Below are 26,357 nucleotides of genomic sequence, written 5' to 3' on the forward strand. Positions count from 1 at the left end.
TATGCCGATAAAAAAACATGCCCCACGCCCGCAGGAATTTGCCGCGGTCGACCTCGGCTCTAACAGTTTCCACATGGTCATAGCCCGCGTGGTTGACGGCGCGATGCAAATCATCGGGCGCCTGAAACAGCGTGTGCATCTGGCTGACGGTCTGAATGTGCAAAACGAGTTAAGCGAAGAAGCGATGGAGCGCGGTCTTTCCTGTCTGACGCTGTTTGCAGAGCGCCTGCAGGGCTTTTCAGCGGAAAATGTCTGTATCGTAGGCACCCACAGCCTGCGTGAGGCGGTTAACGCGGAGGAGTTTCTCAAGCGTGCCGAACAGGTTATCCCCTACCCGATCGAAATCATCTCCGGTAACGAAGAAGCGCGCCTGATATTTATGGGCGTGGAGCATACGCAGCCGGAAAAAGGCCGCAAGCTGGTTATTGATATCGGCGGTGGCTCCACGGAGCTGGTGATAGGCGAAGACTTCGAGCCGATGCTGGTGGAAAGCCGCCGCATGGGCTGCGTCAGCTTCGGGCAGAACTTTTTCCCGCAGGGTGCCATCACGGCTGAAAACTTTAAGCGGGCGCGTCTCGCGGCGGTTCAGAAGCTGGAAAACCTTTCCTGGCAGTATCGTCTGCAGGGCTGGAACGTGGCGATGGGGGCATCCGGCACCATCAAAGCCGCCCATGAAGTGCTGATCAATATGGGCGAGAAGAACGGCATTATCACCCCCGAACGGCTGGAGATGCTGCGTGACGAGGTTCTGAAGTATAAAAACTTTTCGTCAATGAGCCTGCCGGGACTTTCTGAAGAGCGCAAAGCCGTCTTTGTACCTGGGCTTGCGATTCTCTGTGGGGTATTCGACTCGCTGGCCATCCGGGAGCTTCGCCTGTCCGACGGTGCGCTTCGTGAGGGGGTACTTTACGAAATGGAAGGCAGATTCAGGCATCAGGATATTCGTATCCGCACCGCGCAGAGCCTTGCAGACCAGTACCACATAGACAGCGACCAGGCTAAACGGGTGCTGGATACTACCGACAAAATTTACCAGCAGTGGGAGACGCAAAACCCGAAGCAGGCTAACCCACAGATGGCAGCCCTGTTGAAATGGTCGGCAATGCTGCACGAGGTGGGGCTGAACATCAACCACAGCGGGCTGCATCGCCATTCGGCCTATATCCTGCAGCACAGCAACCTGCCCGGCTTTAACCAGGAGCAGCAGATGCTTATCGCCTCGCTGGTTCGCTATCATCGTAAAGCGATCAAAATTGACGATTTGCCGCGCTTCACGCTGTTCAAGAAAAAGCAGTTCCTGCCGCTTATCCAGATCCTGCGCCTGAGCGTCCTGCTCAATAACCAGCGCCAGGCGACCACCACCCCGCCGACGCTGGTGCTTGAAACGGATGAGAACCACTGGACGCTGCGCTTCCCCCATGACTGGTTCAGCCAGAATTCGCTGGTGATGCTTGACCTTGAGCGGGAGCAGCAGTACTGGGACAACACGCCGGGCTGGAAGCTGGTGATAGAAGAAGAGGCGAGCCCGACGATTGCGGCTTAATGCCTCTGCTGCAACCCCGGCCCGCTACAGGCTGTAGCAGACCGGGTATTGAGTTTTATTCCGGGAGCGCCCGTCCGTTTTCGACCAGCCAATCCAGCGGCTGCGGATGGCCAATCAGGTAACCCTGCATATAATCAATACCTAACCGTAGCACCGCTTCCTGCACCGCTTCGCTCTCTACGTATTCCGCCACCACCTGCATTTTCTTCATTCTTGCCAGCTGGCAGATAGACTCGACAATCTGATAGTCCAGGCTGCTGGTGAGGATATTGCGGATAAAGCTGCCGTCAATCTTGAGCATATCCGCATGGATATCTTTCAGCCGCGCATAGCTCGCGTAGCCCGTGCCAAAATCGTCGATAGCCACCCGGCAGCCCATGCGCTGCAATGCGGAAAGCGTCATGTTCGCCTGGTCAAGATTAGTTAGCGAGTCGCTTTCCGTTACCTCAAAGATCAGCTGCCAGGGCTCAATATTATATTGCTTCAGCAGCGCCCTCACCTCCGCAGGAAGCTGGGCACGTCCGGCGGAGGCTGGCGTCAGGTTGATGGAGAAACGACAGCCGGGAAGCGATTCCCGGCACCGGTCCATAAACTGCAGGGTCGCCTCCAGCACCCAGCGGTCAATTTTCGACGACAGGCCAAATTCGTGGGCCACCGGCAGGAAACTGTCCGGCATGAGGATTGCCCCGTCGGCATCCTTCATGCGAATTAATATTTCGTGGTAGTAATCCCCACGGCTGCCCTGAATACGCTGCGCCATCAGGACAAAATCGCCGTTATCCAGCGCAACCTGAAGCCGGTTCATCATCGCCACTTTGTTTTTAACGGCTTTCTGAACCTGACCTGAACCTTGCTGCTGCAAATTTTCCGGGTGGGAGGACGTTAGCGACAGCTCCGCCATGGTGCTTAACTCACCGAGCAGCAGATACAGATGGCTGACGGGCTGGCGAACATAGCAGTAGCTGATCCCCACCTGCGGCTGAAGCGGCATACCATCCCACGTAAAGCGGAACTGTTTCACCCGCCGGTCAATAATCTCGATTCGCTCTTCGTGAGATTCACCGTTAAGCCGCACCACCAGATCGTGGCCGGAAAGATGATAAACCTTTTCATTCACGCGCAGATCCTGGCGCAGATGCTCGGCAAACTGCTGCTTGTACTGGATGCGTAACAACACGCCGTAGTTTCGTCCCAGCAGCTCAAGTTCGGGGATGGATAAATAGGCCAGGGTGGACCAGGGATGGCGGCTTAAATCACGGGTCAACGCGCGCAGATTCGGCATCTGCGCAATTGGGTCGATGAAGGCCACGCGCCTTGCTTTAGAGTGAAGGAAGCGCTGCCGCGTCGTCACGGCCGCCATGGTGTAAATGGTTAACGAAAACACGGCATAGCAGGAGGTCGCAATGGCAAGGTGCAGTTGAAAACCCATGTCGGGCAGCAGATAGTTGTGAAATCCGCTGCAAAGAACAATCAAAATGATCGACCAGAGTGTGGTGGTAAATAAGTAGCCAAAACGCATGGCCCCCCACAACATCACCGGCAAAATCAGCGTCAGGGTATAATCCGTTTTAAAAATTGACCCCGTCTGGCTGCTTGGCAGCAACAGTAAACTTACCAGCGTTACCAGCATGACTGCCCAAATGACAAATTCCGTTTTGCTTACCCCATGCTGTGCCTGAGCACGCATACGAGACCAGAAGACCAGCACAAAGCGCGGATGGCGTATGGCTCGAATAATGGTGTAGAAAAAGGGCATACCCGTCAGGCATCCCACCAGCACGGCCTGGAAATTAATCAGGGTGCGCGGCTGTAAAGGATTCTCTGTCACCATTTTCATGACCGGCTCATACCAGCCAAAAAACACCCCGACCTGATAAATAAACAGGAAAATCGTGGAGTTAAATAATACCAGCCAGAACATGCGTTGCAGAGTCAGTTGGATAACGCCAAAAATGATTGCGTTTCGACGCGGCACAAAGGCGCGGTAGCCGCTGTAGCTTAGGGCGATGGGAACAACAAAATGCACGGCGGCGAACAAGGCAATGAGTTCGCCTTTCACTGGAATGTAGCAAATGAGCAGCGCCAGCATAATACCCGGCAGGGACGCCCAGCCGAAGATTACGGTACAGGCCGTCATCAGCCCCAGCGGCATAAATATCAGGAAAACCCGCCCGCCGTCCATGACCGTATTGGAATTAAACCAGGCGGCCAGAGGAAGCAACAGGCATGGCAAAACGAGGGGCAGCGCCCACCATTTATTTTTATAAGTTTTGTACCAGTCAGCAAAGTGCATAGTGAGTCGCCAGAAATCCCATTAATATTGCCTGGGTGAAGGTCAGAAAGGATGCCAGCCTGCCTGCGCTAAAATGAAAAGGTTCAGATATGGAGTGAAGATTTTAGTTAGGGAAAGGGCATGAGAATTGATGCAGATCAATTTATGATGAAAGTTGCGTCAGGATCCAGAACATTCCAGGATACGCAGTAATAAAATATCGCTTTTCAAACTAAAGAAACATTTATATATCAGCCCGAACGTCTTGATTGACGCTCCTTTACACGATTACGAATTGACCCAGCCGCCGTGCTATGCCTAAATATCAGCGTCGCCCGCAGCTGTCGGGCTAACCCAGAGACCATTTGCGTGACACAGGTTACGAGTATGCGAAGACGACACCGGTTTAACGGCCGAATGACCCGCATTATTCTTCTTATCAGCTTCCTTTTCCTTTTTGGCCGTTTTGTCTACTCCTCGATTGGCGCCTGGCATCATCACCAGGACAAAAAAGCGGACGCCCAGCAAAGCAGCCTTTCCGTGGATAACACCAACCGGTAACCCGCCCCGTTAAGTAAAATAACGCTATAGCTACAGCGGGCTTTGTCACGCCTGTCGTTCATGAATACCAGACAAAAAAACGGGCGGCACATGGCCACCCGGATTATTTATGACGTGAGGCTTATTCCCACTCGATAGTCGCTGGCGGCTTGCCAGAGATATCGTAAACCACGCGGGAGATACCGTTAACTTCGTTGATGATGCGGTTGGAAACGCGACCAAGGAAATCGTACGGCAGATGCGCCCAGTGCGCGGTCATGAAGTCGATGGTTTCCACGGCGCGCAGGGAAACTACCCAGTCGTACTTGCGGCCATCGCCCATCACGCCAACGGAGCGAACCGGCAGGAACACGGTGAACGCCTGGCTCACTTTGTTGTACAGATCCGCTTTGTGCAGCTCTTCGATGAAGATAGCATCCGCACGGCGCAGCAGGTCGCAGTACTCTTTCTTCACTTCGCCCAGCACGCGCACGCCCAGACCTGGCCCCGGGAACGGGTGGCGATACAGCATGTCGTAAGGCAGGCCCAGCTCCAGACCAATTTTACGCACTTCGTCTTTGAACAGCTCTTTGAGCGGCTCAACCAGACCCATCTTCATCTCTTTCGGCAGGCCGCCCACGTTGTGGTGAGATTTAATGACGTGCGCTTTGCCGGTGGCGGAAGCCGCAGATTCGATAACGTCAGGGTAGATAGTCCCCTGCGCCAGCCACTTCACGTCTTCCAGACGCAGCGCCTCTTCGTCGAACACTTCAACAAAGACGCGGCCAATGGTTTTACGTTTTGCTTCCGGCTCATCGATGCCCGCCAGCTGCGACAGGAAGCGCTCTTCCGCAGGTACGTGAACGATGTTCAGGCCGAAGTGGTCACCGAACATTTCCATTACCTGCTCGGCTTCGTTCAGGCGCAGCAGGCCGTTATCCACGAATACGCAGGTCAGGCGATCGCCAATGGCGCGGTGCAGCAGCATAGCGGTTACGGATGAATCCACGCCGCCGGACAGGCCGAGAATCACCTTGTCGTTACCCACCTGCTCACGCAGGCGAACAATAGCGTCTTCGATAATTTTTGCCGGCGTCCACAGCGCTTCGCAGCCGCAGATATCCAGAACAAAACGCTCCAGCAGGCGCTGGCCCTGACGGGTATGGGTGACTTCCGGGTGGAACTGAACGCCATAGAAACGCTTCTCTTCGTTGGCCATGATGGCGAACGGACAGGTTTCGGTGCTGGCAACGGTTACGAAGTCAGACGGGATAGCCGTGACTTTGTCGCCGTGGCTCATCCAGACGTCCAGCAGCGGTTTACCGGCTGCGCTCAGGGAATCTTCGATACCGCGCACCAGCGCGCTGTCGGTTTTAACTTCAACCTGCGCATAGCCAAATTCACGCTCGTTAGAGGCCTCTACGTGGCCGCCAAGCTGCATCGCCATGGTCTGCATGCCGTAGCACACGCCGAATACCGGCACGCCTGCGGTAAACACATATTCCGGCGCACGCGGGCTATTTTGCTCGGTGGTGCTTTCCGGGCCGCCGGAAAGAATAATGCCGCTTGGGTTGAATTCACGGATTTGTGCTTCAGTGACATCCCACGCCCACAGCTCACAGTAAACGCCCAGCTCGCGCACGCGACGCGCTACCAGCTGGGTGTACTGAGAACCGAAATCGAGGATCAGGATGCGATGTTTATGAATGTTTTCCGTCATTGACGCTAATTCCGAGGCAAGTGAAACAGAGAAAGTAAATCGCCCGCATGTGCGGGCGATGAAGAATCAGGAGCCCATACGGTAGTTCGGGGACTCTTTAGTAATTGTCACGTCGTGCACGTGACTTTCCTGAATGCCCGCACCGCTGATACGTACAAATTCCGCTTTGGTACGCAGGTCGTCGATGGTAGCACAGCCGGTCAGGCCCATACAGGAACGCAGGCCGCCCATCTGCTGGTGAACAATTGCTTTCAGATGGCCTTTGTAAGCCACGCGGCCTTCGATACCTTCTGGAACCAGTTTGTCCGCCGCGTTATCAGTCTGGAAGTAACGGTCAGAAGAACCTTTGGACATCGCGCCCAGTGAGCCCATACCACGGTAAGATTTGAATGAGCGCCCCTGGTAAAGCTCGATCTCGCCCGGAGACTCTTCTGTACCGGCCAGCATGCCGCCAACCATTACCGCCGATGCACCCGCCGCGATGGCTTTTGCGATGTCGCCGGAGAAACGAATACCGCCGTCGGCGATGACCGGAATACCAGTGCCTTCCAGCGCTTCCACCGCGTCTGCTACAGCAGTAATCTGCGGAACGCCAACGCCGGTAACGATACGGGTAGTACAGATGGAGCCAGGGCCGATACCGACTTTCACCGCGCTGACGCCAGCATCAGCCAGGGCACGAGCGCCCGCCGCCGTTGCAACGTTACCGCCGATGATTTGCAGGTCAGGATATTTGGCGCGGGTGTCGCGAATACGCTGCAGAACGCCTTCGGAGTGGCCGTGAGAGGAGTCTATCAGCAGAATGTCCACGCCAGCGGCTACCAGAGCGTCGATACGCTCTTCGTTGCCTGCGCCTGCCCCTACGGCAGCCCCAACGCGCAGACGGCCCTGGTCGTCCTTACAGGCGTTTGGTTTACGCTCTGCTTTCTGGAAGTCTTTTACGGTGATCATGCCGCGAAGGTGGAACTGATCGTCAACGACCAGCGCCTTTTCAACGCGCTTTTCATGCATTTTTGAAAGCACCACGTCGCGTGCTTCGCCTTCTTTCACGGTAACCAGACGCTCTTTCGGGGTCATGTACACGCTAACAGGCTGATTTAAATCGGTAACGAAACGCACGTCGCGGCCGGTGATGATACCGACCAGCTCGTATTTCTCAGTGACTACCGGATAACCGGCAAAGCCGTTGCGCTCGGTCAGTTCTTTCACTTCACGCAGGGTGGTGGTTGGCAGCACGGTCTGCGGGTCGGTTACTACGCCGCTTTCGTGTTTCTTCACGCGTTTGACTTCTTCAGCCTGGCGCTCAATCGACATATTTTTGTGGATGAAACCAAGACCACCTTCCTGGGCAAGGGCAATGGCCAGACGTGCTTCGGTCACGGTATCCATTGCTGCGGAGAGCATAGGGATATTCAGACGAATAGTTTTGGTCAGTTGGGTGCCGAGATCCGCCGTGTTAGGCAGAACTGTGGAGTGAGCTGGAACGAGGAGAACGTCATCAAACGTCAGTGCTTCTTTGGCGATTCGTAGCATGGCAATATCTCAACCTGGGGTGAATGAGAACAGATAAAATATTGCCGCGGCATTATACAGAGCGTAATCGGTTGCATCCACACTTTTTTACCAAAAATCCTTGCCACTCGCGATATGGCAGGTACTATTGACCGAATAACCTGCTGATTTAAAATTTGATCCAGCTCACATGCCAATCGCAAATTCTCCTTCAATTTTTACCGTAAGCCGTCTCAATCAGGCGGTCCGTTTGCTGTTGGAACAGGAAATGGGTCAGGTCTGGATCAGCGGCGAAATCTCTAACTTCAGCCAGCCCTCTTCCGGACACTGGTACTTCACGCTGAAAGACGACACCGCCCAGGTTCGCTGCGCGATGTTCCGCAACAGTAACCGCCGGGTGACCTTCCGTCCTCAGCATGGACAACAGGTTCTGGTCCGCGCCAATATCACGCTCTATGAGCCGCGTGGCGATTACCAGATTATCGTTGAAAGCATGCAGCCAGCGGGCGAAGGTCTGCTTCAGCAGCAGTACGAACAGCTGAAACAACGCCTGACGGCAGAAGGCCTTTTCGAGCAGCAGTTTAAAAAAACGCTGCCCAGCCCGGCGCGCCAGGTTGGTGTGATTACGTCCAAATCCGGCGCGGCCCTGCATGATATTTTGCATGTACTGAAACGCCGCGATCCCTCTCTGCCGATCGTCATTTATCCCACTTCCGTTCAGGGCGCCGATGCCCCTGCCCAGATCGTTCGGGCAATCGAACTTGCCAACCAGCGCGACGAGTGCGACGTACTGATTGTCGGGCGCGGCGGCGGTTCGCTGGAGGATTTATGGAGCTTTAATGACGAACGCGTGGCTCGCGCTATTTTCGCAAGCCAGATCCCGGTTGTTAGCGCCGTAGGGCACGAAACTGACGTCACGATCGCCGATTTTGTGGCAGATTTACGTGCTCCCACACCTTCTGCTGCCGCAGAGATTGTCAGCCGTAATCAGCTTGAATTGTTACGCCAGATCCAGTCGCAGCAAACGCGTATGGAGATGGCAATGGACTACTATCTCGCCCAGCGGACGCAGCGATTCACTCGCCTCCAGCACCGCCTGCAACAACAACATCCTCAGCTTCGTCTGGCCCGTCAGCAGACCACGCTTGAACGTTTGCAGCAGCGCCTGAGCGTCGCGATGGAGAGCAAGCTGCGCCGTTCTGGCCAGCAGCAGCAGCGTCTGGCCCAGCGCCTGAATCAGCAGCAGCCGCAGGCTCGTATCCACCGCGCGCAGACCCGCATTCAGCAGCTGGAATATCGTTTGTCGCAGGTTGTAACGGCACGGCTAAGCAGCACCCGGCAACGCTTTGGAACGGCGCTGGCCCAGCTCGAAGCCGTCAGCCCGCTGGCAACGCTTGCCCGTGGCTACAGCGTCACAACCGCGACGGATGGCAAAGTGCTGAAGAAGGCAAAGCAGGTGAAATCCGGGGATACGCTGACAACGCGTCTGGAAGATGGCTGGGTGGAGAGCCAGGTCACCGGCATTACGCCGGTGAAGCCTGTACGCAAGCGTAAACCTGCGGCTAAAAGTTAGCGCTTACTGCGCGACGGGAACAAACTCGACGCGCTTTTTAGAAATCAATCCGTGGCCGTTCTGGCAGAAATAATCCACCGCGCCGCAGGCCTTCAACACTTCCAGCGGCTGATGGCAGTCCGGGCAGCGGGCTTCCAGTCTGAAATCCTGATTGCAGCTTTCGCAGTGGCCGCCGCCGTCGATTTCCTGCAGCTGCCTGTCGCAGATTGGGCAGTTCATGTCCATGACTCCTCCTCAAAGAAAACGGGAGCGCTTTGCTCCCGTTGTGTATTACTTGCTCTTCTTGATGTGCTTGATCAGACGCTTACGCTTACGCATCTGGTTCGGCGTCAGGGTATTACGCTTGTTGGCAAACGGGTTATCCCCTTCCTTGAACTGGATGCGGATTGGCGTCCCCATGACGTCCAGCGACTTACGGAAGTAGTTCATCAGATAGCGCTTGTAGGAGTCAGGCAGGTCTTTCACCTGGTTACCGTGAATCACTACGATTGGCGGGTTGTAACCACCGGCGTGCGCATACTTCAGCTTCACGCGGCGGCCGCGTACCAGCGGTGGCTGGTGATCTTCAGACGCCATGTTCATGATGCGGGTCAGCAGCGCGGTGCTCACACGACGGGTCGAGCTGTCGTAGGCTTCGCGTACTGATTCAAACAGGTTGCCAACGCCGCTGCCGTGCAGGGCAGAGATGAAGTGCACGCGGGCAAAATCGATGAAGCCCAGACGGTAATCAAGGGTCTCTTTCACCTGCTCGCGAACTTCGTTGCTGAGGCCATCCCACTTGTTGACCACGATTACCAGTGAGCGCCCACTATTGAGGATAAAGCCCAGCAGCGAGAGGTCCTGATCGGAGATGCCTTCGCGGGCGTCAATCACCAGCAGCACGACGTTAGCATCTTCGATAGCCTGAAGCGTTTTAATAACTGAGAATTTCTCAACGGTTTCAGTGATTTTGCCGCGCTTGCGCACGCCCGCGGTATCGATCAGCACGTATTCACGTTCGTCACGTTCCATCGGGATATAGATGCTGTCGCGGGTGGTGCCAGGCATGTCGTACACCACGACGCGGTCTTCACCGAGGATACGGTTAGTTAGCGTTGACTTACCAACGTTCGGACGCCCGACGATAGCCAGCTTAATCGGCAGATCCTGAGGATTGAAAGCCTCCTCTTCTTCTTCCTCTTCAGCCTCATCATCTTCGTTGACAATGCCGTTTTTCGCGTTGAATGCCGCCCAGTAGGCCGCATCTTCGTCGATTTGTTCTTCCGCTTCGCGCGGGTTCACTTCGTCGATGAACGGCATCAGCACGTGTTCGAGAAGCGTGGTGACACCACGACCGTGGGAGGCAGCGATTGGATGGATTTCGCCAAGGCCCAGGGAGTAAAAATCGATAACGGCCTGATCCGGGTCCATGCCATCAGTTTTGTTCGCCACCAGGAAGGTTGGCTTCTGGCGCGAGCGCAGGTGTTTAGCGATGGCTTCATCGGCAGGCATCAGGCCAGCACGAGCATCCACCATAAACAGCACCACGTCCGCTTCTTCAATCGCCAGCAGCGACTGAGCAGCCATATGCGTTTCAACGCCGTCTTCCGTGCCGTCAATACCGCCGGTATCGATAGCGATAAATTCGCGTCCTTCCACTTCTGCACGACCATACTTGCGGTCGCGAGTCAGCCCCGGGAAATCCGCGACCAGCGCATCACGGGTACGCGTTAAGCGGTTAAACAACGTGGATTTTCCGACATTAGGGCGCCCGACAAGCGCAACCACAGGTACCATTATAAAAGCCTCATTACTCAATAATTCATCATCAAACGACGCGCAAATACGCCGTTTCTTAAAAACAGGAAACGGCTCCCGGACTTAGGGAACCGTTTCGAACTTACAACCTGCTCAGGCAAGTTTAGCGTTTGATCGAGTACAGCGTACCGTCTTTCGCCTGAATCAGCAGTTTGTCACTGGCGACAACCGGCTCGGTCTGGAAGCCGGAGCCGTCCATTTTTTGCTGAGCAACAAAGCGGCCGTCGTCGGTGTTAATCCAGTGCATGTAGCCTTCGCTGTCGCCCACGACCAGATAGCCGTTGTACAGCGCAGGAGCGGTCAGGTTGCGGTGCAGCAGATCGCTCTGCGTCCACAGCGTCACGCCGCCTTCTGCGTTCAGGGCAATCACGCGGTCGCTCTGATCCACCAGGAAGATGCGGTTGGCATCAACGATGAAATCGTTAACCGAGCCCAGCTCACGCTTCCACATAATCTGGCCGGAGCGCAGATCCAGCGCGGTCAGGTTACCGTTATAAGCCAGCGCGTAAACCACGCCGTTAACGATGACTGGCGTCGTATCCACATCGCTCAGGCGATCGATTTCGGTCGCGCCTGTGGCCTGGGAAATACGCTGCTGCCAGATCAGCTGGCCCTGCTTCATCAGCACTGCGCTGACGCGGCCGTTGTCACCGCCCACGATCGCTGCGCCAAAGGCAACGGACGGAGCAGATTCACCGCGCAGGGAAAGCGCTGGCATATCGAGGTTGACGGTCCAGACAACCGCGCCGTCCGTTTCGTTCATCGCCTGCAGCTGGCCGTTGCTGGTATGAATCAGCACCAGGCCATCACTGACGACCGGACGGGACAGCACTTCACCCGCCGCTTTGCTCTGCCATGCAATACTGCCATCGGAAGTATTGAGCGCATAAACCTGCGCTTTTTCGCTACCGACGTAGACATGAGCACCATCAACCGTTACGCCACCGGAAAGCAGGGCCGGGCGATTGCTGGAGAAGAAACCGGTTTTTTCAGACAGATCAACGGACCAAACTTCTTTACCGTCATCCGCATTAACCGCCTTCACGGTACCGCGACGGTCCGCAGCATAGACGTTGCCGTCCTGCCAGGCCGGATGCAGGTTGGAATAGAAGTCACCAATCCCGCTGCCCACCGACGTGCTCCACACCTTTTCTGGTTCGAACTGATTTTCAACCGTTGGCAGCGGAGACATTTTAACAACATCTTCTTCGCCGCTGAACAACGAACAGCCGCTGAGCAGCGTCAGAGAAATCAAACCTGGCACAAGTAATTTACGCAATTGCATCGTGTCCCTCTTAGCTGGACAAATTATTGATTTTCATCTGCATCATTTCACGCAGTGCAGGAGAGGCGTCAGACTGAGCGCCTTTACTCCACGCTTCGCGCGCACCTTGCTTGTCCCCTTTGCTGAGCAGAGCTTCACCACGCATATCCGCGACGATAGCTACCCAGCCTTCACCTTTGATCCCATCCAGGGTCTTCAGCGCGGCGTCAGCTTGTTTTAATTGTACCTGGACACGCGCCAGACGCAGATTGATCAGCGCCTGAAGATTCGCATCTTTGGTTTTGCTCAGACCCTGCTGCAGCTGCGCCGCAGCTTTGGCAAGATCATTTTTATCGGCATACGTTTTTGCCAGCTCAAGCGAGGTCAGCGCACCGTAGGTGTTGTCCGTTGCAGCAGCAAATTTTTCAGCAGCGCTGAGCGTTGCCGGCTGATCGGCTTGCACATTACTGGTGACGGTCTGATATTCCATAGAGGATGCCATTGCGGAATCAGCCTGGTGGCTGCTCCAGTAGCGCCAGCCAACCAGCGCGCCAATGCCCAGTACGACACCAACCACCAGCGCTTTGCCGTTTTCGGCAAAGAAGCGTTTTACCGCTTCCATCTGATCGTTTTCGTTCTCGTAAATTTCCACGCAGTCCTTCTCCTTAACGATTAATCACCGGGGAAATTAACCCAGTAGCGCCTGCAGATGCGCCACCGTGTTTTGCTGTTCCACGGTTTGCTGCTCACCTGTACGCAGATCCTTCACAACGACCAGCCCTTTGGCCACTTCATCTTCACCCAGCACCAGCGCGGCGCGTGCGCCCCACTTGTCTGCACGAATAAACTGTTTCTTGAAGTTGCCGCCGCCATAGTTGGTCATCAGCTTCAGTGCCGGGATCTGGTCACGCAGCTGCTCTGCTAACAGCATGGCCGCTGCCTGAGTCCCCTGACCCGACGATATCAGGTATATATCGACAACAGGTTCTGCTTTAAATTCAGGGTTTATCGCCTGAACCAGTAAAACGAGACGCTCAAGCCCCATGGCGAAGCCAACAGCCGGTGCCGCACGGCCACCTAACTGCTCAACCAGACCGTCGTAACGGCCACCAGCACACACGGTTCCCTGGGAGCCAAGGCTGGTTGTGACCCATTCGAACACGGTACGGTTGTAATAGTCGAGACCACGTACCAGGCGCTGGTTCACGGTATAGGCAATTCCGGCGGCGTCAAGGTACTGGCAAAGGCCTGCGAAATGCTCGCGGGACTCGTCGTCAAGGTAGTCACCCAGCGCAGGCGCATCGTCTAACAGCGCCTGAACGTCAGGGTTTTTAGAATCCAGCACGCGCAGCGGATTGGTATACATGCGGCGCTGGCTGTCTTCGTCTAATTTATCTTTGAACTGCTCCAGGTAGGCAACCAGCGCTTCACGGTATTTCGCGCGCGCTTCCAGCGAACCGATAGAGTTCAGCTCAAGGCTAACATGCTTATCAATACCCAGCGCACGCCACCAGCGAGCGGTCAGCATGATTAACTCGGCGTCGATGTCTGGCCCCTGCAGGCCAAAGACTTCCACACCCAGCTGGTTGAACTGACGGTAGCGCCCTTTCTGCGGACGCTCGTGGCGGAACATCGGCCCGATGTACCACAAACGCTGTTCCTGATTGTACAGAAGACCATGTTCAATACCGGCGCGCACGCAGCCCGCGGTGCCTTCAGGACGCAGGGTCAGGCTGTCGCCGTTGCGATCCTCAAAGGTGTACATCTCTTTTTCAACCACGTCGGTGACTTCACCGATGGCGCGTTTGAATAACGGGGTCTGCTCTACAATCGGTAAACGGATTTCGCTATAGCCGTAGCTACCGAGTACCTGTTTGAGGATGCCTTCAATGCGCTGCCAGATGGCGGTTTCGCCCGGCAGGTAATCGTTCATGCCGCGAATGGCTTGAATATTTTTTGCCACGTTTGTTCTCTGTCGTTTTATACAAAAAATGAACCCGAAATCAGTTTCTTTGCTACTGCAAAAAAACCAGCGGGTTCAATCATACACGGGAAGCCTTATGCTTCCCATGTTTCGCGTTATTTTTCCAGCTGCTGGATGCTGATTCGCTGCTTCTCATCGAGCATGCTGGCCTTGGCACGAATGCGCGCTTCAAGCTGGGCAATCATATTGTCGTTGTCCATGCGCTCTTTCTGACGCACGCCATCTTCGTAGAAGCCGCTTTTTTTGTTGCCGCCGGTGACGCCGAGGGTGGAAACCAGCGCTTCACCCGGCCCGTTGACCACGCAGCCGATAATCGAGACGTCCATTGGCGTGATGATATCTTCCAGGCGCTCTTCAAGGGCGTTAACGGTGCTGATGACGTCAAATTCCTGACGCGAGCAGGTTGGACAGGCGATAAAGTTGATACCACGAGCGCGGATGCGCAGTGATTTCAGGATATCGAAGCCGACTTTGATCTCTTCAACCGGATCCGCCGCCAGAGAGACACGTAGCGTATCGCCGATCCCTTCAGAGAGCAGAAGGCCTAGGCCGATCGCGGATTTCACGGAGCCGCTGCGGAAGCCGCCAGCCTCGGTGATCCCTAAGTGCAGGGGCTGATCGATCTGTTTTGCCAGCAGACGATAAGATTCAACCGCGAGGAAGACATCGGAGGCTTTTACGCTGACCTTGAACTGATCAAAGTTAAGGCGATCGAGATGATCAACGTGACGCATAGCGGATTCAAGCAGCGCCTGAGGCGTTGGCTCACCGTATTTCTCCTGAAGATCTTTCTCCAGAGAACCGGCGTTCACCCCGATACGAATCGGAATGTTTTTATCGCGCGCGCAGTCGACAACCTGGCGGATACGCTCTTCGCTGCCGATGTTACCCGGGTTGATGCGCAGGCAGTCAACGCCGTATTCAGCAACCTTAAGGGCAATGCGATAGTCGAAGTGGATATCTGCAACCAGCGGGACGTTAACCTGCTGCTTGATCAGTTTGAAGGCTTCAGCTGCGTCCATCGTTGGGACAGAAACGCGAACAATGTCCGCTCCGACCCTTTCTAACGCTTTAATCTGATTGACCGTGGCTTCAACATCCGTGGTACGGGTGTTGGTCATGGACTGAACGGCGATAGGGGCCCCATCGCCGATTGGCACATTCCCGACGTAGATACGTGTAGATTTTCTACGCTGAATCGGGTTTTCGTTATGCATTACAAGTCTCCACAATTACACGTCTCGCCGATGGCGATTATTCCGCACTGACGGTCAGACGGGCAACCTGGTTAGTTCTGATAAAACGACTCAGATCGACAGGTTTACCCTGGAACTGAATCTGTACTGCTGCCGGGGCACCGATTTTTAACTTATAAGGTGCCTGACCCGTTAAATTTAAGTTGCCGTCTTTACGCTGCATGCCGCTGAACAGTTTTTTACCCGTTGCATCGGTCACTTCCAACCAGCAGTCCGCATTAAAATTCATCACCAGAGCGTTAGCATCCGCAGAAGGTTGCGTTGTAGCAGCCTGATCGGTCGGCAACGTTGTTGCCGCACCTGGCGCTGGGGCTGTTTGTGCGTTGTCTAGCGGTGCCTGGCTTGGGGAAACAACAGTGGAGTTATCCGCTGGCGTCTGCTGCGGCGCAGTCTGGGCAGTGCCGTCAACTGGCGCAGGCTGAGTCTGTGGTGCCATAGCAGGCGCAGGCTGAGCCACTGAAGCGTCAGGCGCAGATGCGTTATCGCTGCCGGTATTCAACGGGACAGATTGCCCGGCAGACGTGTTCCCTGCAGAAAGCTCTGCAGAGGACTGATCGGCCATGGTTGAGATTTCTTCCTGCTGCGCTTTGTGGTTTTGCCACCACCACGCGCCCGTCAGGCCAATGACCACGAACAGCACCAGCCAGGTGAAGCTCATTAACCAGCCGTCACGTTTTTTGCGACGCTTGCCCAGCGCAAAAGTCTGCATCGGGGTGACTTTTGCCGCCCTGACCGGCGCCTGTTTCTCCATCATCGGCAACAGTTCTTCCTCTGGAATATGAACCAGACGGGCATAAGAACGGATATAGCCGCGCAGGAAGGTAGACGCCAGTTCAGCAGGTGCTTTGTCGTCTTCAATATCCCGAACGGTAGAAACCTTCAGACATAACCGTTCAGCCACCGCTTGCTGGCTGAGACCGAGTTGCTCACGCGCATTACGTAAACGAACGCCTGTGGTTTGTGCTGCATTTGTTTCTTGAGTGGCTTCAGTATTCATTAGCTACAACTGCTGGTACGGTTCAATTGAGGAATTAGGCACGAGCCTGTATTGCAACACATCCGCTACGCTACAGTCACCCGAACCACGAGACTAATCTGGCACCTAAGGGGTAAACCTTCAGTCAATCACACCCGACATTGTAAGCATTGGGTAGAGGCATTGCCTCAGGCAGCGAACAGCCATACTACCGCTTCTGTTAACCATAGACTGCATTTACAAATGCTGTCGGCAACGTTTCACACTGCCCGCCCAAACGCCCGGCGCTAAACTGTTGTTGTGCGGCTACATACTGCCTTAAAGCGCAAAGAAACGCACCGTAATTATTGACCTGAATCAGGTACCGATTCACCTGACCCACTATTGGTTATGATTTGGCGTTTTTTTTTGCACCGGGCAGCGCAAACTTTACGCTACCCGGTCGTAAGTAGCTGCTTATCAGACTGCTTTTACATCAATTGGTTCACCCTGCATACGTTTGCGCAGGGTACGCTTGGTGCGGTCAATGACTTCACCCGCTAACTGGCCACAGGCAGCATCAATGTCATCACCACGGGTTTTCCGCACGATAGTGGTGAAGCCGTAGCTCATCAGAACTTTAGAGAAACGGTCGATACGGCTGTTGGAGCTGCGGCCATACGGTGCCCCCGGGAACGGGTTCCATGGGATCAGGTTAATTTTGCACGGCGTATCTTTCAGGCATTCCGCAAGCTGGTGTGCGTGCTCGGTACCGTCGTTGACATGATCAAGCAAGACGTACTCAACGGTGACACGGCCCTGGTTGGCATTGGATTTCTCCAGATAGCGACGCACGGCGGCCAGGAACGTTTCGATGTTGTACTTTTTGTTGATCGGCATGATCTCGTCGCGGATATCATCCGTCGGCGCGTGCAGGGAGATAGCAAGCGCAACATCAATCATATCGCCCAGTTTGTCCAGCGCAGGAACCACACCGGAGGTTGAGAGCGTTACGCGACGTTTGGACAGGCCAAAGCCGAAATCGTCGAGCATGATTTCCATTGCCGGGACAACGTTATTCAGGTTTAACAGCGGCTCGCCCATGCCCATCATCACGACGTTAGTGATAGGACGCACGCCGGTCTTCTTCTGTGCACCGATGATTTTCGCCGCACGCCACACCTGGCCGATAATTTCGGACACGCGCAGGTTACGGTTAAAGCCCTGCTGCGCCGTGGAACAGAACTTACACTCCAGCGCGCAGCCAACCTGGGATGAGACGCACAGCGTGGCGCGATCTTCTTCCGGGATATACACGGTTTCTACCAGCTGATCGGCAATCCTGATAGCCCATTTAATGGTGCCATCGGCAGAGCGCTGCTCTTCGGCCACTTCAGGCGCGCGAATTTCAGCGACCTCTTTAAGCCTGTTGCGCAGCACCTTATTGATGTCGGTCATCTCATCGAAGTCATCACTGCAGTAGTGATACATCCATTTCATGACCTGATCGGCACGGAATGGTTTTTCGCCCATTTCGGCAAAGAATTCGCGCAGTTGCTGACGGTTGAGATCCAACAGGTTAATTTTTTCAGACTTACCAGGCGCTACGGCCACAGGCGTCTGGGAGGTGACAGTTTGTTCAGACATAATTTTTTCCGGCCTCGTTGTTACACGTTACGGCCCCAGGAGGGTTAAAAAGAGACGCCCCGGAGAGTTGGCTCATCCGGGGCGCAGCATTGTACAAATTCTATGGCACGGATGCCATGACTGAAAGCGGCATCACTTAAATAAAGTGTAAAGACCGCTCACAGTGGACACCTGATTAACGGGTGCGAGGGCACACTTCGCCTTCTGCGAAGAAGTAGGCGATTTCGCGGGCCGCTGATTCCAGGGAGTCAGAACCGTGGGTGCCGTTCTCGGTGAAGCTGTCAGCGTAGTCTGCACGCAGCGTACCAGCCAGCGCGTTAGCTGGATTGGTTGCGCCCAGGATGTCACGGTGACGCTGAACGGCGTTTTCACCTTCCAGCACGCTAACAACGATTGGGCCAGAAGTCATAAAAGCAACCAGACCGTCGAAGAAAGGTTTGCCTTCGTGTTCAGCATAGAAACCCTGAGCCTGCTCGGAAGTCAGGTGCAGCATTTTAGCGCCAACAATTTTGAACCCTGCTGCTTCGAAGCGAGCATAAATGTTACCAATAACGTTTTTTGCCACCGCGTTTGGTTTGATGATGGAAAAAGTACGTTCAATAGCCATGATTACCTCTGTGTTTGTTCTGTTTGCACCGGGTTACCCGGTTATGAATTGGCGCAGATTATAATGAGCATCACGGGCGTTGCCTATGGATGGAGATAACATTTTTTTAAAATAAGACTAATATCGGCAACACTTTTAACCCGAACGGGCAAAAAACAGGGTTTACTCACTGCAAAGTAAAGTTCGCTGCGGCCACCTGACCCGCCTCGTCGAGCACCAGAATCTGATAGCGACCAGGATTTTCCAGGGTCAGCGCTACGCCGGGATGGTTATCCCCAACGGCATCGCCGTTTAAAAACCACCAGCGTTCACCCTGCCCTCCCTGACTCATTATGCGCAGCGAAAGCTGCGTCTGCCCGGGTAAGCGTTTTAAAATAGCGCCCTCGCGTACGCCTAACAACAACAAAGGCGTAACGTCATCTTTCTGCAAAGGAGGACAGGTCGGGGATGCAGGAGGCAAACGCGCGGCCCTGCGCTCCGCTGAAGGCAGCCACGGCTCCAGCGGCAGCGGCCAGAGAGAAATATTTCGCTCCGTTGCATCAGGGCAGTCTGCCGCCACCCGCTGACCCTGACTGTCCAGCCAGATTGTTTGTCGGGTCCCCTGAATACTTTCCTGTCCGGCTGCCTGCAGCGTAGGCGGCTCGCTTTTATCCAGCAGCCATCCCGAAAGCCTGCGGCGGCAGTTGCTGTCCCCGGCTGGCAAATTTTGTCCGCCGGGCCAGCATATCTGCCCTTGTGAAACTGACGCGGGGCGCGGATCGGTGGGTAAGCGAGCCTGCTGAATGCCTGAGGTTGACTGCAGTAAATTATTCACCTGATTAAGCAGCGGGACTGCGCTACCCAACCCAAACTGCCCGGCGACCGGCGTGCTGTCTGGCCGACCAGTCCAGACGCCGATAATGTAGCGGGAGTTAAGCCCGATAGCCCAGGCATCCCGGTAGCCATAGCTTGTCCCGGTTTTAAACGCCAGCGGCACTACGGCAGGTAACGAGGAGTCTGGCTGCGGCAGAGCTTCGCCAGCCAGAACTCTACGGATTATCCACGCCGCTCCCGGAGAAAGCAGCGGGCGGTCGACTAACGGCTGGCCCGGCTGGCCCGGCTGGCCCGGCTGGATGCGTAACTGCGCAGCCCGTCCATGGCGAGCAAAAGCGCTATAGGCGGCAACCATCTGGTCAAGACGCGCCCCGCCGCCGCCTAATATCAGAGATAAGTTAGGTTCACTCCCTGCCGGAAAGCGCAGATCCAGCCCGACGTTGCGTAATTTCGCGGCAAAGCGTTTTGGCCCGTAGGCATCCAGCACCTGCACCGCTGGCAGATTAAGAGAGCGAACCAGCGCTTCACTCATGCTGACCGGCCCGTGAAAGCCGGTATCAAAGTTTCCGGGCCGATAATCACCGAATCGTCGGGGAACATCCTGTAACAGGGATGACGCATGGATAAGCCCGTCGTCCAGTGCCATGCCGTAGACGAAGGGCTTCAGCACCGAGCCTGGGGAGCGAACAGCCGTAACCATATCAACGTGCCCGAAGCGGCTGTCATCGTTGATATCTGCTGATCCCACCCAGCCCCGCACTTCCATGGTCGTATGATCAACCACCAGCAGCGCCAGCGATGAACGGGGCGGCAGCTGCCCCTTCCAGTTCATCGCCACTTCTTCAAGCTGCCTCTGTAAGGAAGCATCCAGCGTAGTGGAAATTTTGCGGGCCTGAGTATGGCTGGCGATGTAGCGGGAAAACAGAGGTGCCAGCTGAGGCATCTGCCTCGGGGCTAACCAGACGGGTTCTTCCAGCGACTCGTTGACCTGCTTTGCTGTCCAGACGCCCTGCACTGCCATGCGACGCAAAACTTTGTTACGCGCGGCTTCGGCCCTTTGCGGCCAGCGGTCCGGGCGCAGGCGGCTGGGGGCCTGGGGTAAAACAGCCAGCAGTGCGGCATCTGAATAACTAAGCTGAGCAGGCGATTTACCCAGATACGCCCAGCTTGCCGCGCCAACGCCCTGCAACGTGCCGCCAAAGGGCGCGCGATTAAGATAAAGCGTCAGGATCTGCTCTTTAGAAAGGTGCCACTCAAGCTGCATTGCCCGCCAGACCTGACGGATCTTACCGCCGAAAGTCCGTGGATGCGGATCGAGCAGCCGTGCCACCTGCATGGTCAGGGTGCTACCACCCGAGATCACTTCCCCACTGCGAAGATCCTGCCAGGCCGCACGAAGGATTGCGAAAGGGTTGATCCCCGGATGATCCCAGAAGAAGCGATCCTCATAGTTAATGAGCGCTTCAAGATAGCGCGGCGAAACGTCGCCGAGCGTTACCGGATAGCGCCAGATGCCGTTCTCATCGGCAAAGCGCCACAAGGGGGTGCCGTCCGCTGCAACAACAACGCGAGCGGGGTGTACTTCCGCGAGAGGAAGTGGCCAGCATTTGTCTGCCAGCCACACGCTTAACATCAGTAACACCGGCACCACCGCAAAAAGATAGCGGCGGCGCCAGCGGGCCAATTTAATCACCTCAACACCGGATTACGGCAGAACCGTCAGCACGCCCGCGCTGGCACCCGTTGCCCGCCACTGCGGTACATACATGGATTCCACCTGCGGCACCGGAATGGTGTAGCTTCCCGGCGTAACGGCGCGGGCCAGATAGACCAGAGTGGCATGCTGACCTTCATTCAACGGGAGTGCGGCAACAAAGCGATCGTCACGGAACTCCATGTGCTGGATATCCGCCTGCTGCATCTGGTTCAGCAGCCCCTGCACCTCGTTGCTGCTTTCGCCAAGGCTGGCGCTGCTGTTGGCCAGGTTCTGGTTCTCAAGCTCCAGACCGGCAGGCAGCAGATCGACGACCAGCGCATCCGGCACGTTTTTATCTGCCCATACGTCCAGCCAGACCATTACCAGCTCACCGCTCTTCAGCGCAGAAACAGGTTTAGCATTGCCTTTGGCGTCCAGGAAATGACGCTCAACGTGCAGGAAATTACTGTAAGGCTGCGGGGCGCTCTGTGGATAACCCGCTGTATCAAGCCGTAGATAGAGGTTTGCCGCACCGGTATTGGTCACCTGCAGGGCAGAAAGGCGATCCGCATCCAGATTACGGGTCAGACTTTTTTCCGCTTTAAGCGGATCGCTGCTGAACGAAGTCTGAGCCTGCCAGTCGCCTTTCGCCGTTTGCCAGTTACGACCGGCAAGGAACAGCGAGTTGCTTTCCTGAGTAGAGAGCCAGCGCTGGCTGTAGGCCAGATCCGACAGCGTCTGCAGCAGTTGGTTTTGCTGTTCCGGCATCAGCTTGTTCTCTTCCAGCAGGCTTAGCATCATCGCTTTATCCCGCAGGTCGCTGCCGTAGTCCGCCATCCAGATACGCCGATCGTCACGTTTGGTTTGCAGCCCCAGCGTCAGGGCCTGCTGGCTGCGCGGCGCATCGCCCATCAGTTTTAATGCCACGCCAAGCTGCACCAGCGGCAGGCCTGCTTTTGCGGTTTCGTGATGCTGCCACAGCTCACGCAATGCGCCCAACGGCGCTTTTTGCTGACGAGCAAGCACCAGGCCCGCATAGGCCTGCACGGCAAACTTACTGGCTGCCGTATCGTCACTGTAACGCAGGGCTATCAGCCCCGGATCCTGAAGATAACGCAGCAGCCGCTGGTTGGCATTGTTCAGCGCATCGCTGTTAACGCTGTAACCCTGCTCGCCTGCCCGTACCAGGAAGTCGGTGACATAGGCGGTCAGCCAGTACTCTTCCGGACCTTCTTTGTCCCACAGGCCAAAGCCGCCGTTGTCCCGCTGCATATCCAGCAGGCGCCCGATCCCCACGTCGATAGCGCCGCGGCGCTGCTCGTCGCTGATGCCTTCAATACCCAATGCGGTAAGCTGGGCTCGATTGGTATAAAGCGACGGGAACAGCCCGCTGGTAGTCTGCTCCAGGCAGCCATAGGGATAGGCTTTAAGCTCACGAATATAGCGGGCCAGGTTAAGAGGTGGACGACCGCTTAGCAGAAGCTGGCCTTCAAGCGTTTTCGGAGCCAGACCTGAAAGATGCCCGGCTGAAATATTCCAGACCTCACCCGGTGCCAGAACCGCCCCGCTGTTTACCGTCTGGGCCGGGAAGGCCGGACGCACGCCCAGCTTCCACTGTTTCATCTGCGGCGCAACGGTTTCACCCGGCAGGTTAAGACCGGTTATCTCTGCGCTTAGCTCTCCGTCACCAAAGCCATCCAGCGCACGCACTGGAATAAAGAGAGTTGAACGAGCACCCGGCGCTAACTTCACTGGGAGTGAAGATAAAGCATCAAGAGAGAGCAAACCGCTGGTTTTAAGATTGACCGTGAGCTGCTGTGGTAAATCCGTCAGGTTAGTCAGATCCAGCGCCAGACGGCTGTTATCGCCGCTCGCCATAAAGCGCGGCGCGGCAAGTTCTGTCACCAGCGGGGCGGCTACGATGACTTTATTTTCGCTGTTGCCAAAACGATCGTCCGTCCAGGCCTGCGCCATCACGCGCAGTTCACCGTTGAAATCACCAATCGGTAGGGTGACCGTTCCCTCACCTTTATCATCCAGCATCACCGGCTGCGCCTGCTGGGCAATAATTGTGACGTGGTTAACCGGCTTCTTACCACCACGGCTTAACTCATCGCCTTCGTCGCCGTCACCACCAAAGCGAAGCGTTGCCAGCTTGCCTTCCCCTTCAATCACCTGACCATAAATATCGTAGAGGTCGGCGCCGTAACGTTTGCGGCCAAAGAATGCCTCCCATGGATCGGGAGTCTTATAATCGGTAATACTCAGCACCCCGCTGTCCACGGCAGAAAGCAGCACGTTGATTTTCTTCGGCGTCTCGCCGTTTTTCACGTTTGCCTTCACCTTCATCGTCAGCGTCTGGTTCGGGCGCATCTTCGCTGGACCTTCCAGGGCGATACCGAGGCGGCGATCTTCATCCCCCAACGGCAGATGCAGAATGCCCACGGCGCGCTTCGGCGTAGCGGCACGGTTTTTATCTCCGGGACGAACGACCAGCGTACTCAGGTATAAATCATGACGCTGCCAGCTTTTATCGACCGGGATCGAGATGTCCAGGCCTTCAGCCGGGACATCAATTTCTTTCCACCACAGCGGACCATCGCTGGATTCCACCATCGCATACCCTTTACCCGCAGCGGGGGCCGCGATATGCAGCTTGATCGTATCGCCCGGCTTGTAGGCAGGCTTATCTATTTTCAGCATGACGCGATCGGGGCGAACCGAGCCTGTACCGTCGCTGTTATCCTGCCAGCTGTAGCCTGCCCAGAAGCGCACGCTGCTGACTATCTCGCTGTCAGGAGCACGCACCTCAAGGCGATACGAGCCCCATTCGACCGGGAAAGAGACCCTGCCCGTTTCCCCGGCGGCGAGATCGACCTTCTGCTCGGCTTCAACCAGATCTTTTTGATCGTACTGGGACTGCCAGCCCTGCCCTTCTTCCCAGTTCCAGAAATAATCCCGGCGCTCCCGGATCAGACGGACATCCAGACCCGAAGCAGCAAGTTTCTCCCCTTTGGCGTTGGTAAAGACGATATCAAAGCCAGCGTTGCTGTCTTCATCAACAATTGGCTGGGTGCGGGTGGTGTCAGTGCGATAGTCATAAACCTCTTTGCTGGCAAACTGAGGACGAATGCCTGGCAATGCGTCCGTCGGCCAGATTGCCTGCTCCGCGCGGCGAGTGACGGGACGACCACCGGATTCCAGCAGGCTTGCCTGGAATACCAGACGCAGCGGCGAATGAACATCGGCCCATTGGCTCTCCGTACTGACCGTGGTATTCCCCTGCTCATCGAGCTGGAGCTGAACCTCATCGAGGCTGCGGGAAAGATTCTCTTCGTTGATGTCACCGAACTGGAAGCCAGGCAGTGCCGCAACGGCTTCACGCAGCGGACGCAGGAACAGCTGTCCCTGCAGGCTGTTGCCTGCGGCTGGCGCACCGTAGAGATAACGGCCGTTCACCTGGAAGGCAACGGCTTCGTCAGGGGCCGTCGGCTGCTGCCCGCTGGTGATACTGAGGGCCATACGCTCCGGCATAAAATCTTCAACTTTGAATGCCCAACTGCGTGGCTGGTTGTCCCCGGTATTGACCCGGACCTGCCAGTTGCCCGTCTGAACGTCGCTGCCCAGTGGATAAGAGAACTGATAAAGGCCATTTTCTGGCTGCCAGACCTGGGTTCTTGCCACCTGCCCGTCCGGTTTTACGACCTCCAGTTTTACCGGCTGGGCAGGCAAAGGCTTACCGTCACCGTCGCGCAGCAGCGCGTTTAAAATCACCGTTTCGCCGGGGCGATACAGGTCGCGCGGACCAAACATGAAGAACTGTTTGCTGTAGCCCTCTTCCCCGGCGATATCAAACTCCGCCAGGTCCAGTGCCGGACGGCTCAGGTCCAGCAGCGTGGTCTGTTCACCGCTACGGGCCAGTAACAACACGCCTTTGCTTATCTTTTCCAACAGCGCATGACCATCACCATCACTCTTCGTCTGCGTTACCGTCTGGCCTTTTTCATTAAGCAGCGTCAGCTCCACGCCTGACTGAGCGGCGCCGTTTTCCAGGCTTTGGGTGAAGACATCCAGACGATCGTGATAACGATGTAAAGAGACGCCAATGTCACTCAAGGTGAAGAGCGTCGCAGCGTTGCTGTAGCTGTAGTGCCCCGCTTCATTCATGATGGCAACGTAAACACCCGCCTGTTGCAAAGGCTTAATATCGCCCAGCGGCAGCATGATTTTTTCACGCGTATTACGCTGTGGATTGAGTTCGAACCGCCCGCTATAGACTAAATCAGCTAGCTTGAGCTGGTTTTCAGACTCCCAGTTGGAGACGGCGTTGCGGTACTCCCACTGGCTGACAAACGAGGCAAGCGATTCGTTTTTAATGCGGTAGAAATTGACGTCCACTTTGTCCACGTTCAGCGCCATGACGGGCAGGCCGGTAATAACCTTTGTGGGCAGCAGCGAACCCCTGCTGGCAAAGCCAACGCTAGGCTGGATATCGCGCGTGGCAATTTGCTTTTCGTAGTTGTTATCGAAGGTGTTTTTATTCAGTGCCGCCAGCCCGCTGTCGACGGTCAGCATCAGATTACGCTTCGGCTCGAGATGCCGCATACGCAGTTCTTTCAAATTCTGCGAAAGCTCCCAGGCGCCGTCAACTTTGCCGCTGGTTTTGTCCACCAGGTGTACTACGCGGGAAAAGTCCTGATCGGGATTGAGGGGGACAGAAAAAGTCAGCACCAGGGCGCTTGATCCATCCAGCTGAACTTCCGAGGCGTCCAGCAGCTTCAGCGGCTTTCCGGCAGAGAGTTGCGATAGCTTTTCAAGCTGTGCGGCGTCAGGTTTCTTCGCAGGGGCTGCGCTTTGCTTTTCAGCCGCAGCTGGAGGGGCAGAGGTCGCCTCAGAAGTGTTTTTATCATCACATCCTCCCAGCGCTAAAGCCGCCAATAAAGCCGCCGTGAGGCCAACTAACCGCATGTTTCTCATTTTTTATCCCTGGCCATAGCGGCCCACAATCCCAGAACGTAGGGAAAGTATTATGCGTGAAGCAGAAAAAAGCGAAAGCATAAAAGCCGCCCGATGCGGGATGTCTCGCAAACAGAAAAGTAACGGATGCAAACGGCAGAAAACTTATTTCAGAACTTCGAGTTATCTCGCGTGCCGGGCGATGCGCGCTTGTCGATTTGG

The 26,357-nt window shown here is 55.7% G+C and carries 17 protein-coding genes; 3 read left to right on the top strand and 14 right to left on the bottom strand.

The features are described from left to right. Position 1: 1 nt before the first annotated feature. A complete protein-coding gene (ppx, locus tag AAE045_RS13795) occupies positions 2-1,543 on the top strand; it encodes an exopolyphosphatase (RefSeq protein WP_455548299.1) in 1,542 nt (513 codons plus the stop codon). A 55-nt stretch (positions 1,544-1,598) separates the two neighbouring features. Here the strand turns inward: ppx and AAE045_RS13800 are convergent, their stop codons facing one another. Further along, positions 1,599-3,836, bottom strand: coding sequence for an EAL domain-containing protein (locus tag AAE045_RS13800; protein WP_455548216.1), 2,238 nt, complete (start codon positions 3,834-3,836; stop codon positions 1,599-1,601). Between the two features lie 348 nt (positions 3,837-4,184). On the opposite strand from AAE045_RS13800, the gene AAE045_RS13805 reads away from it, so the two are divergent. Further along, complete coding sequence (locus AAE045_RS13805; RefSeq protein ID WP_455548217.1) at positions 4,185-4,376, top strand: YfgG family protein; 192 nt, start codon at positions 4,185-4,187, stop codon at positions 4,374-4,376. A gap of 121 nt (positions 4,377-4,497) precedes the next feature. Here AAE045_RS13805 and guaA read toward each other — a convergent pair whose 3' ends face one another. After that, complete coding sequence (gene guaA, locus AAE045_RS13810) at positions 4,498-6,075, bottom strand: glutamine-hydrolyzing GMP synthase (protein ID WP_455425382.1); 1,578 nt, start codon at positions 6,073-6,075, stop codon at positions 4,498-4,500. A gap of 66 nt (positions 6,076-6,141) precedes the next feature. Continuing rightward, complete coding sequence (gene guaB / locus AAE045_RS13815; RefSeq protein ID WP_455425383.1) at positions 6,142-7,608, bottom strand: IMP dehydrogenase; 1,467 nt, start codon at positions 7,606-7,608, stop codon at positions 6,142-6,144. A gap of 169 nt (positions 7,609-7,777) precedes the next feature. Here guaB and xseA point away from each other — a divergent pair, with 169 nt between their 5' ends. After that, on the top strand, positions 7,778-9,160 hold the full coding sequence (gene xseA / locus AAE045_RS13820) for an exodeoxyribonuclease VII large subunit (protein ID WP_455548218.1): 1,383 nt from the start codon (positions 7,778-7,780) through the stop codon (positions 9,158-9,160). 3 nt (positions 9,161-9,163) lie between these two features. Here the strand turns inward: xseA and AAE045_RS13825 are convergent, their stop codons facing one another. The 11 genes from AAE045_RS13825 to AAE045_RS13875 form a co-directional block, all read right to left on the bottom strand. Next, entirely contained in the window at positions 9,164-9,385 is a 222-nt protein-coding gene (locus AAE045_RS13825) for a zinc ribbon domain-containing protein (RefSeq protein WP_202303984.1), read from the bottom strand. A gap of 45 nt (positions 9,386-9,430) precedes the next feature. Further along, positions 9,431-10,936: a ribosome biogenesis GTPase Der gene (gene der, locus AAE045_RS13830; RefSeq protein ID WP_455548219.1), complete on the bottom strand. Its 1,506-nt coding sequence runs from the start codon at positions 10,934-10,936 to the stop codon at positions 9,431-9,433. A 124-nt stretch (positions 10,937-11,060) separates the two neighbouring features. Beyond that, entirely contained in the window at positions 11,061-12,242 is a 1,182-nt protein-coding gene (gene bamB, locus AAE045_RS13835; protein ID WP_455548220.1) for an outer membrane protein assembly factor BamB, read from the bottom strand. A 10-nt stretch (positions 12,243-12,252) separates the two neighbouring features. Continuing rightward, a complete protein-coding gene (locus AAE045_RS13840) occupies positions 12,253-12,873 on the bottom strand; it encodes a YfgM family protein (RefSeq protein ID WP_455548221.1) in 621 nt (206 codons plus the stop codon). Positions 12,874-12,909: 36 nt separating this feature from the next. Continuing rightward, positions 12,910-14,184 carry a histidine--tRNA ligase gene (gene hisS, locus AAE045_RS13845; RefSeq protein ID WP_455548222.1) on the bottom strand — a complete coding sequence of 425 codons (1,275 nt, stop codon included), beginning with the start codon at positions 14,182-14,184 and terminating at the stop codon, positions 12,910-12,912. A gap of 116 nt (positions 14,185-14,300) precedes the next feature. Further along, complete coding sequence (gene ispG, locus AAE045_RS13850) at positions 14,301-15,422, bottom strand: flavodoxin-dependent (E)-4-hydroxy-3-methylbut-2-enyl-diphosphate synthase (protein WP_455548223.1); 1,122 nt, start codon at positions 15,420-15,422, stop codon at positions 14,301-14,303. A gap of 37 nt (positions 15,423-15,459) precedes the next feature. Then, positions 15,460-16,458, bottom strand: coding sequence for a cytoskeleton protein RodZ (rodZ, locus tag AAE045_RS13855; protein WP_455548224.1), 999 nt, complete (start codon positions 16,456-16,458; stop codon positions 15,460-15,462). Positions 16,459-16,896: 438 nt separating this feature from the next. Further along, positions 16,897-18,063, bottom strand: a complete 1,167-nt coding sequence (locus AAE045_RS13860) for a bifunctional tRNA (adenosine(37)-C2)-methyltransferase TrmG/ribosomal RNA large subunit methyltransferase RlmN (RefSeq protein WP_455548225.1) — start codon at positions 18,061-18,063, stop codon at positions 16,897-16,899. Positions 18,064-18,238: 175 nt separating this feature from the next. Beyond that, entirely contained in the window at positions 18,239-18,670 is a 432-nt protein-coding gene (ndk, locus tag AAE045_RS13865) for a nucleoside-diphosphate kinase (RefSeq protein WP_202303976.1), read from the bottom strand. A gap of 166 nt (positions 18,671-18,836) precedes the next feature. Next, the gene (gene pbpC / locus AAE045_RS13870; protein WP_455548226.1) at positions 18,837-21,176 is read right to left on the bottom strand and encodes a peptidoglycan glycosyltransferase PbpC; all 2,340 of its coding nucleotides are present in this window, start codon (positions 21,174-21,176) and stop codon (positions 18,837-18,839) included. Between the two features lie 12 nt (positions 21,177-21,188). After that, the gene (locus AAE045_RS13875) at positions 21,189-26,156 is read right to left on the bottom strand and encodes an alpha-2-macroglobulin family protein (protein WP_455548227.1); all 4,968 of its coding nucleotides are present in this window, start codon (positions 26,154-26,156) and stop codon (positions 21,189-21,191) included. Positions 26,157-26,357 lie beyond the last annotated feature (201 nt).

The organism is Dryocola clanedunensis, assembly GCF_038405435.1.
Classification (GTDB): domain Bacteria; phylum Pseudomonadota; class Gammaproteobacteria; order Enterobacterales; family Enterobacteriaceae; genus Dryocola; species Dryocola clanedunensis_A.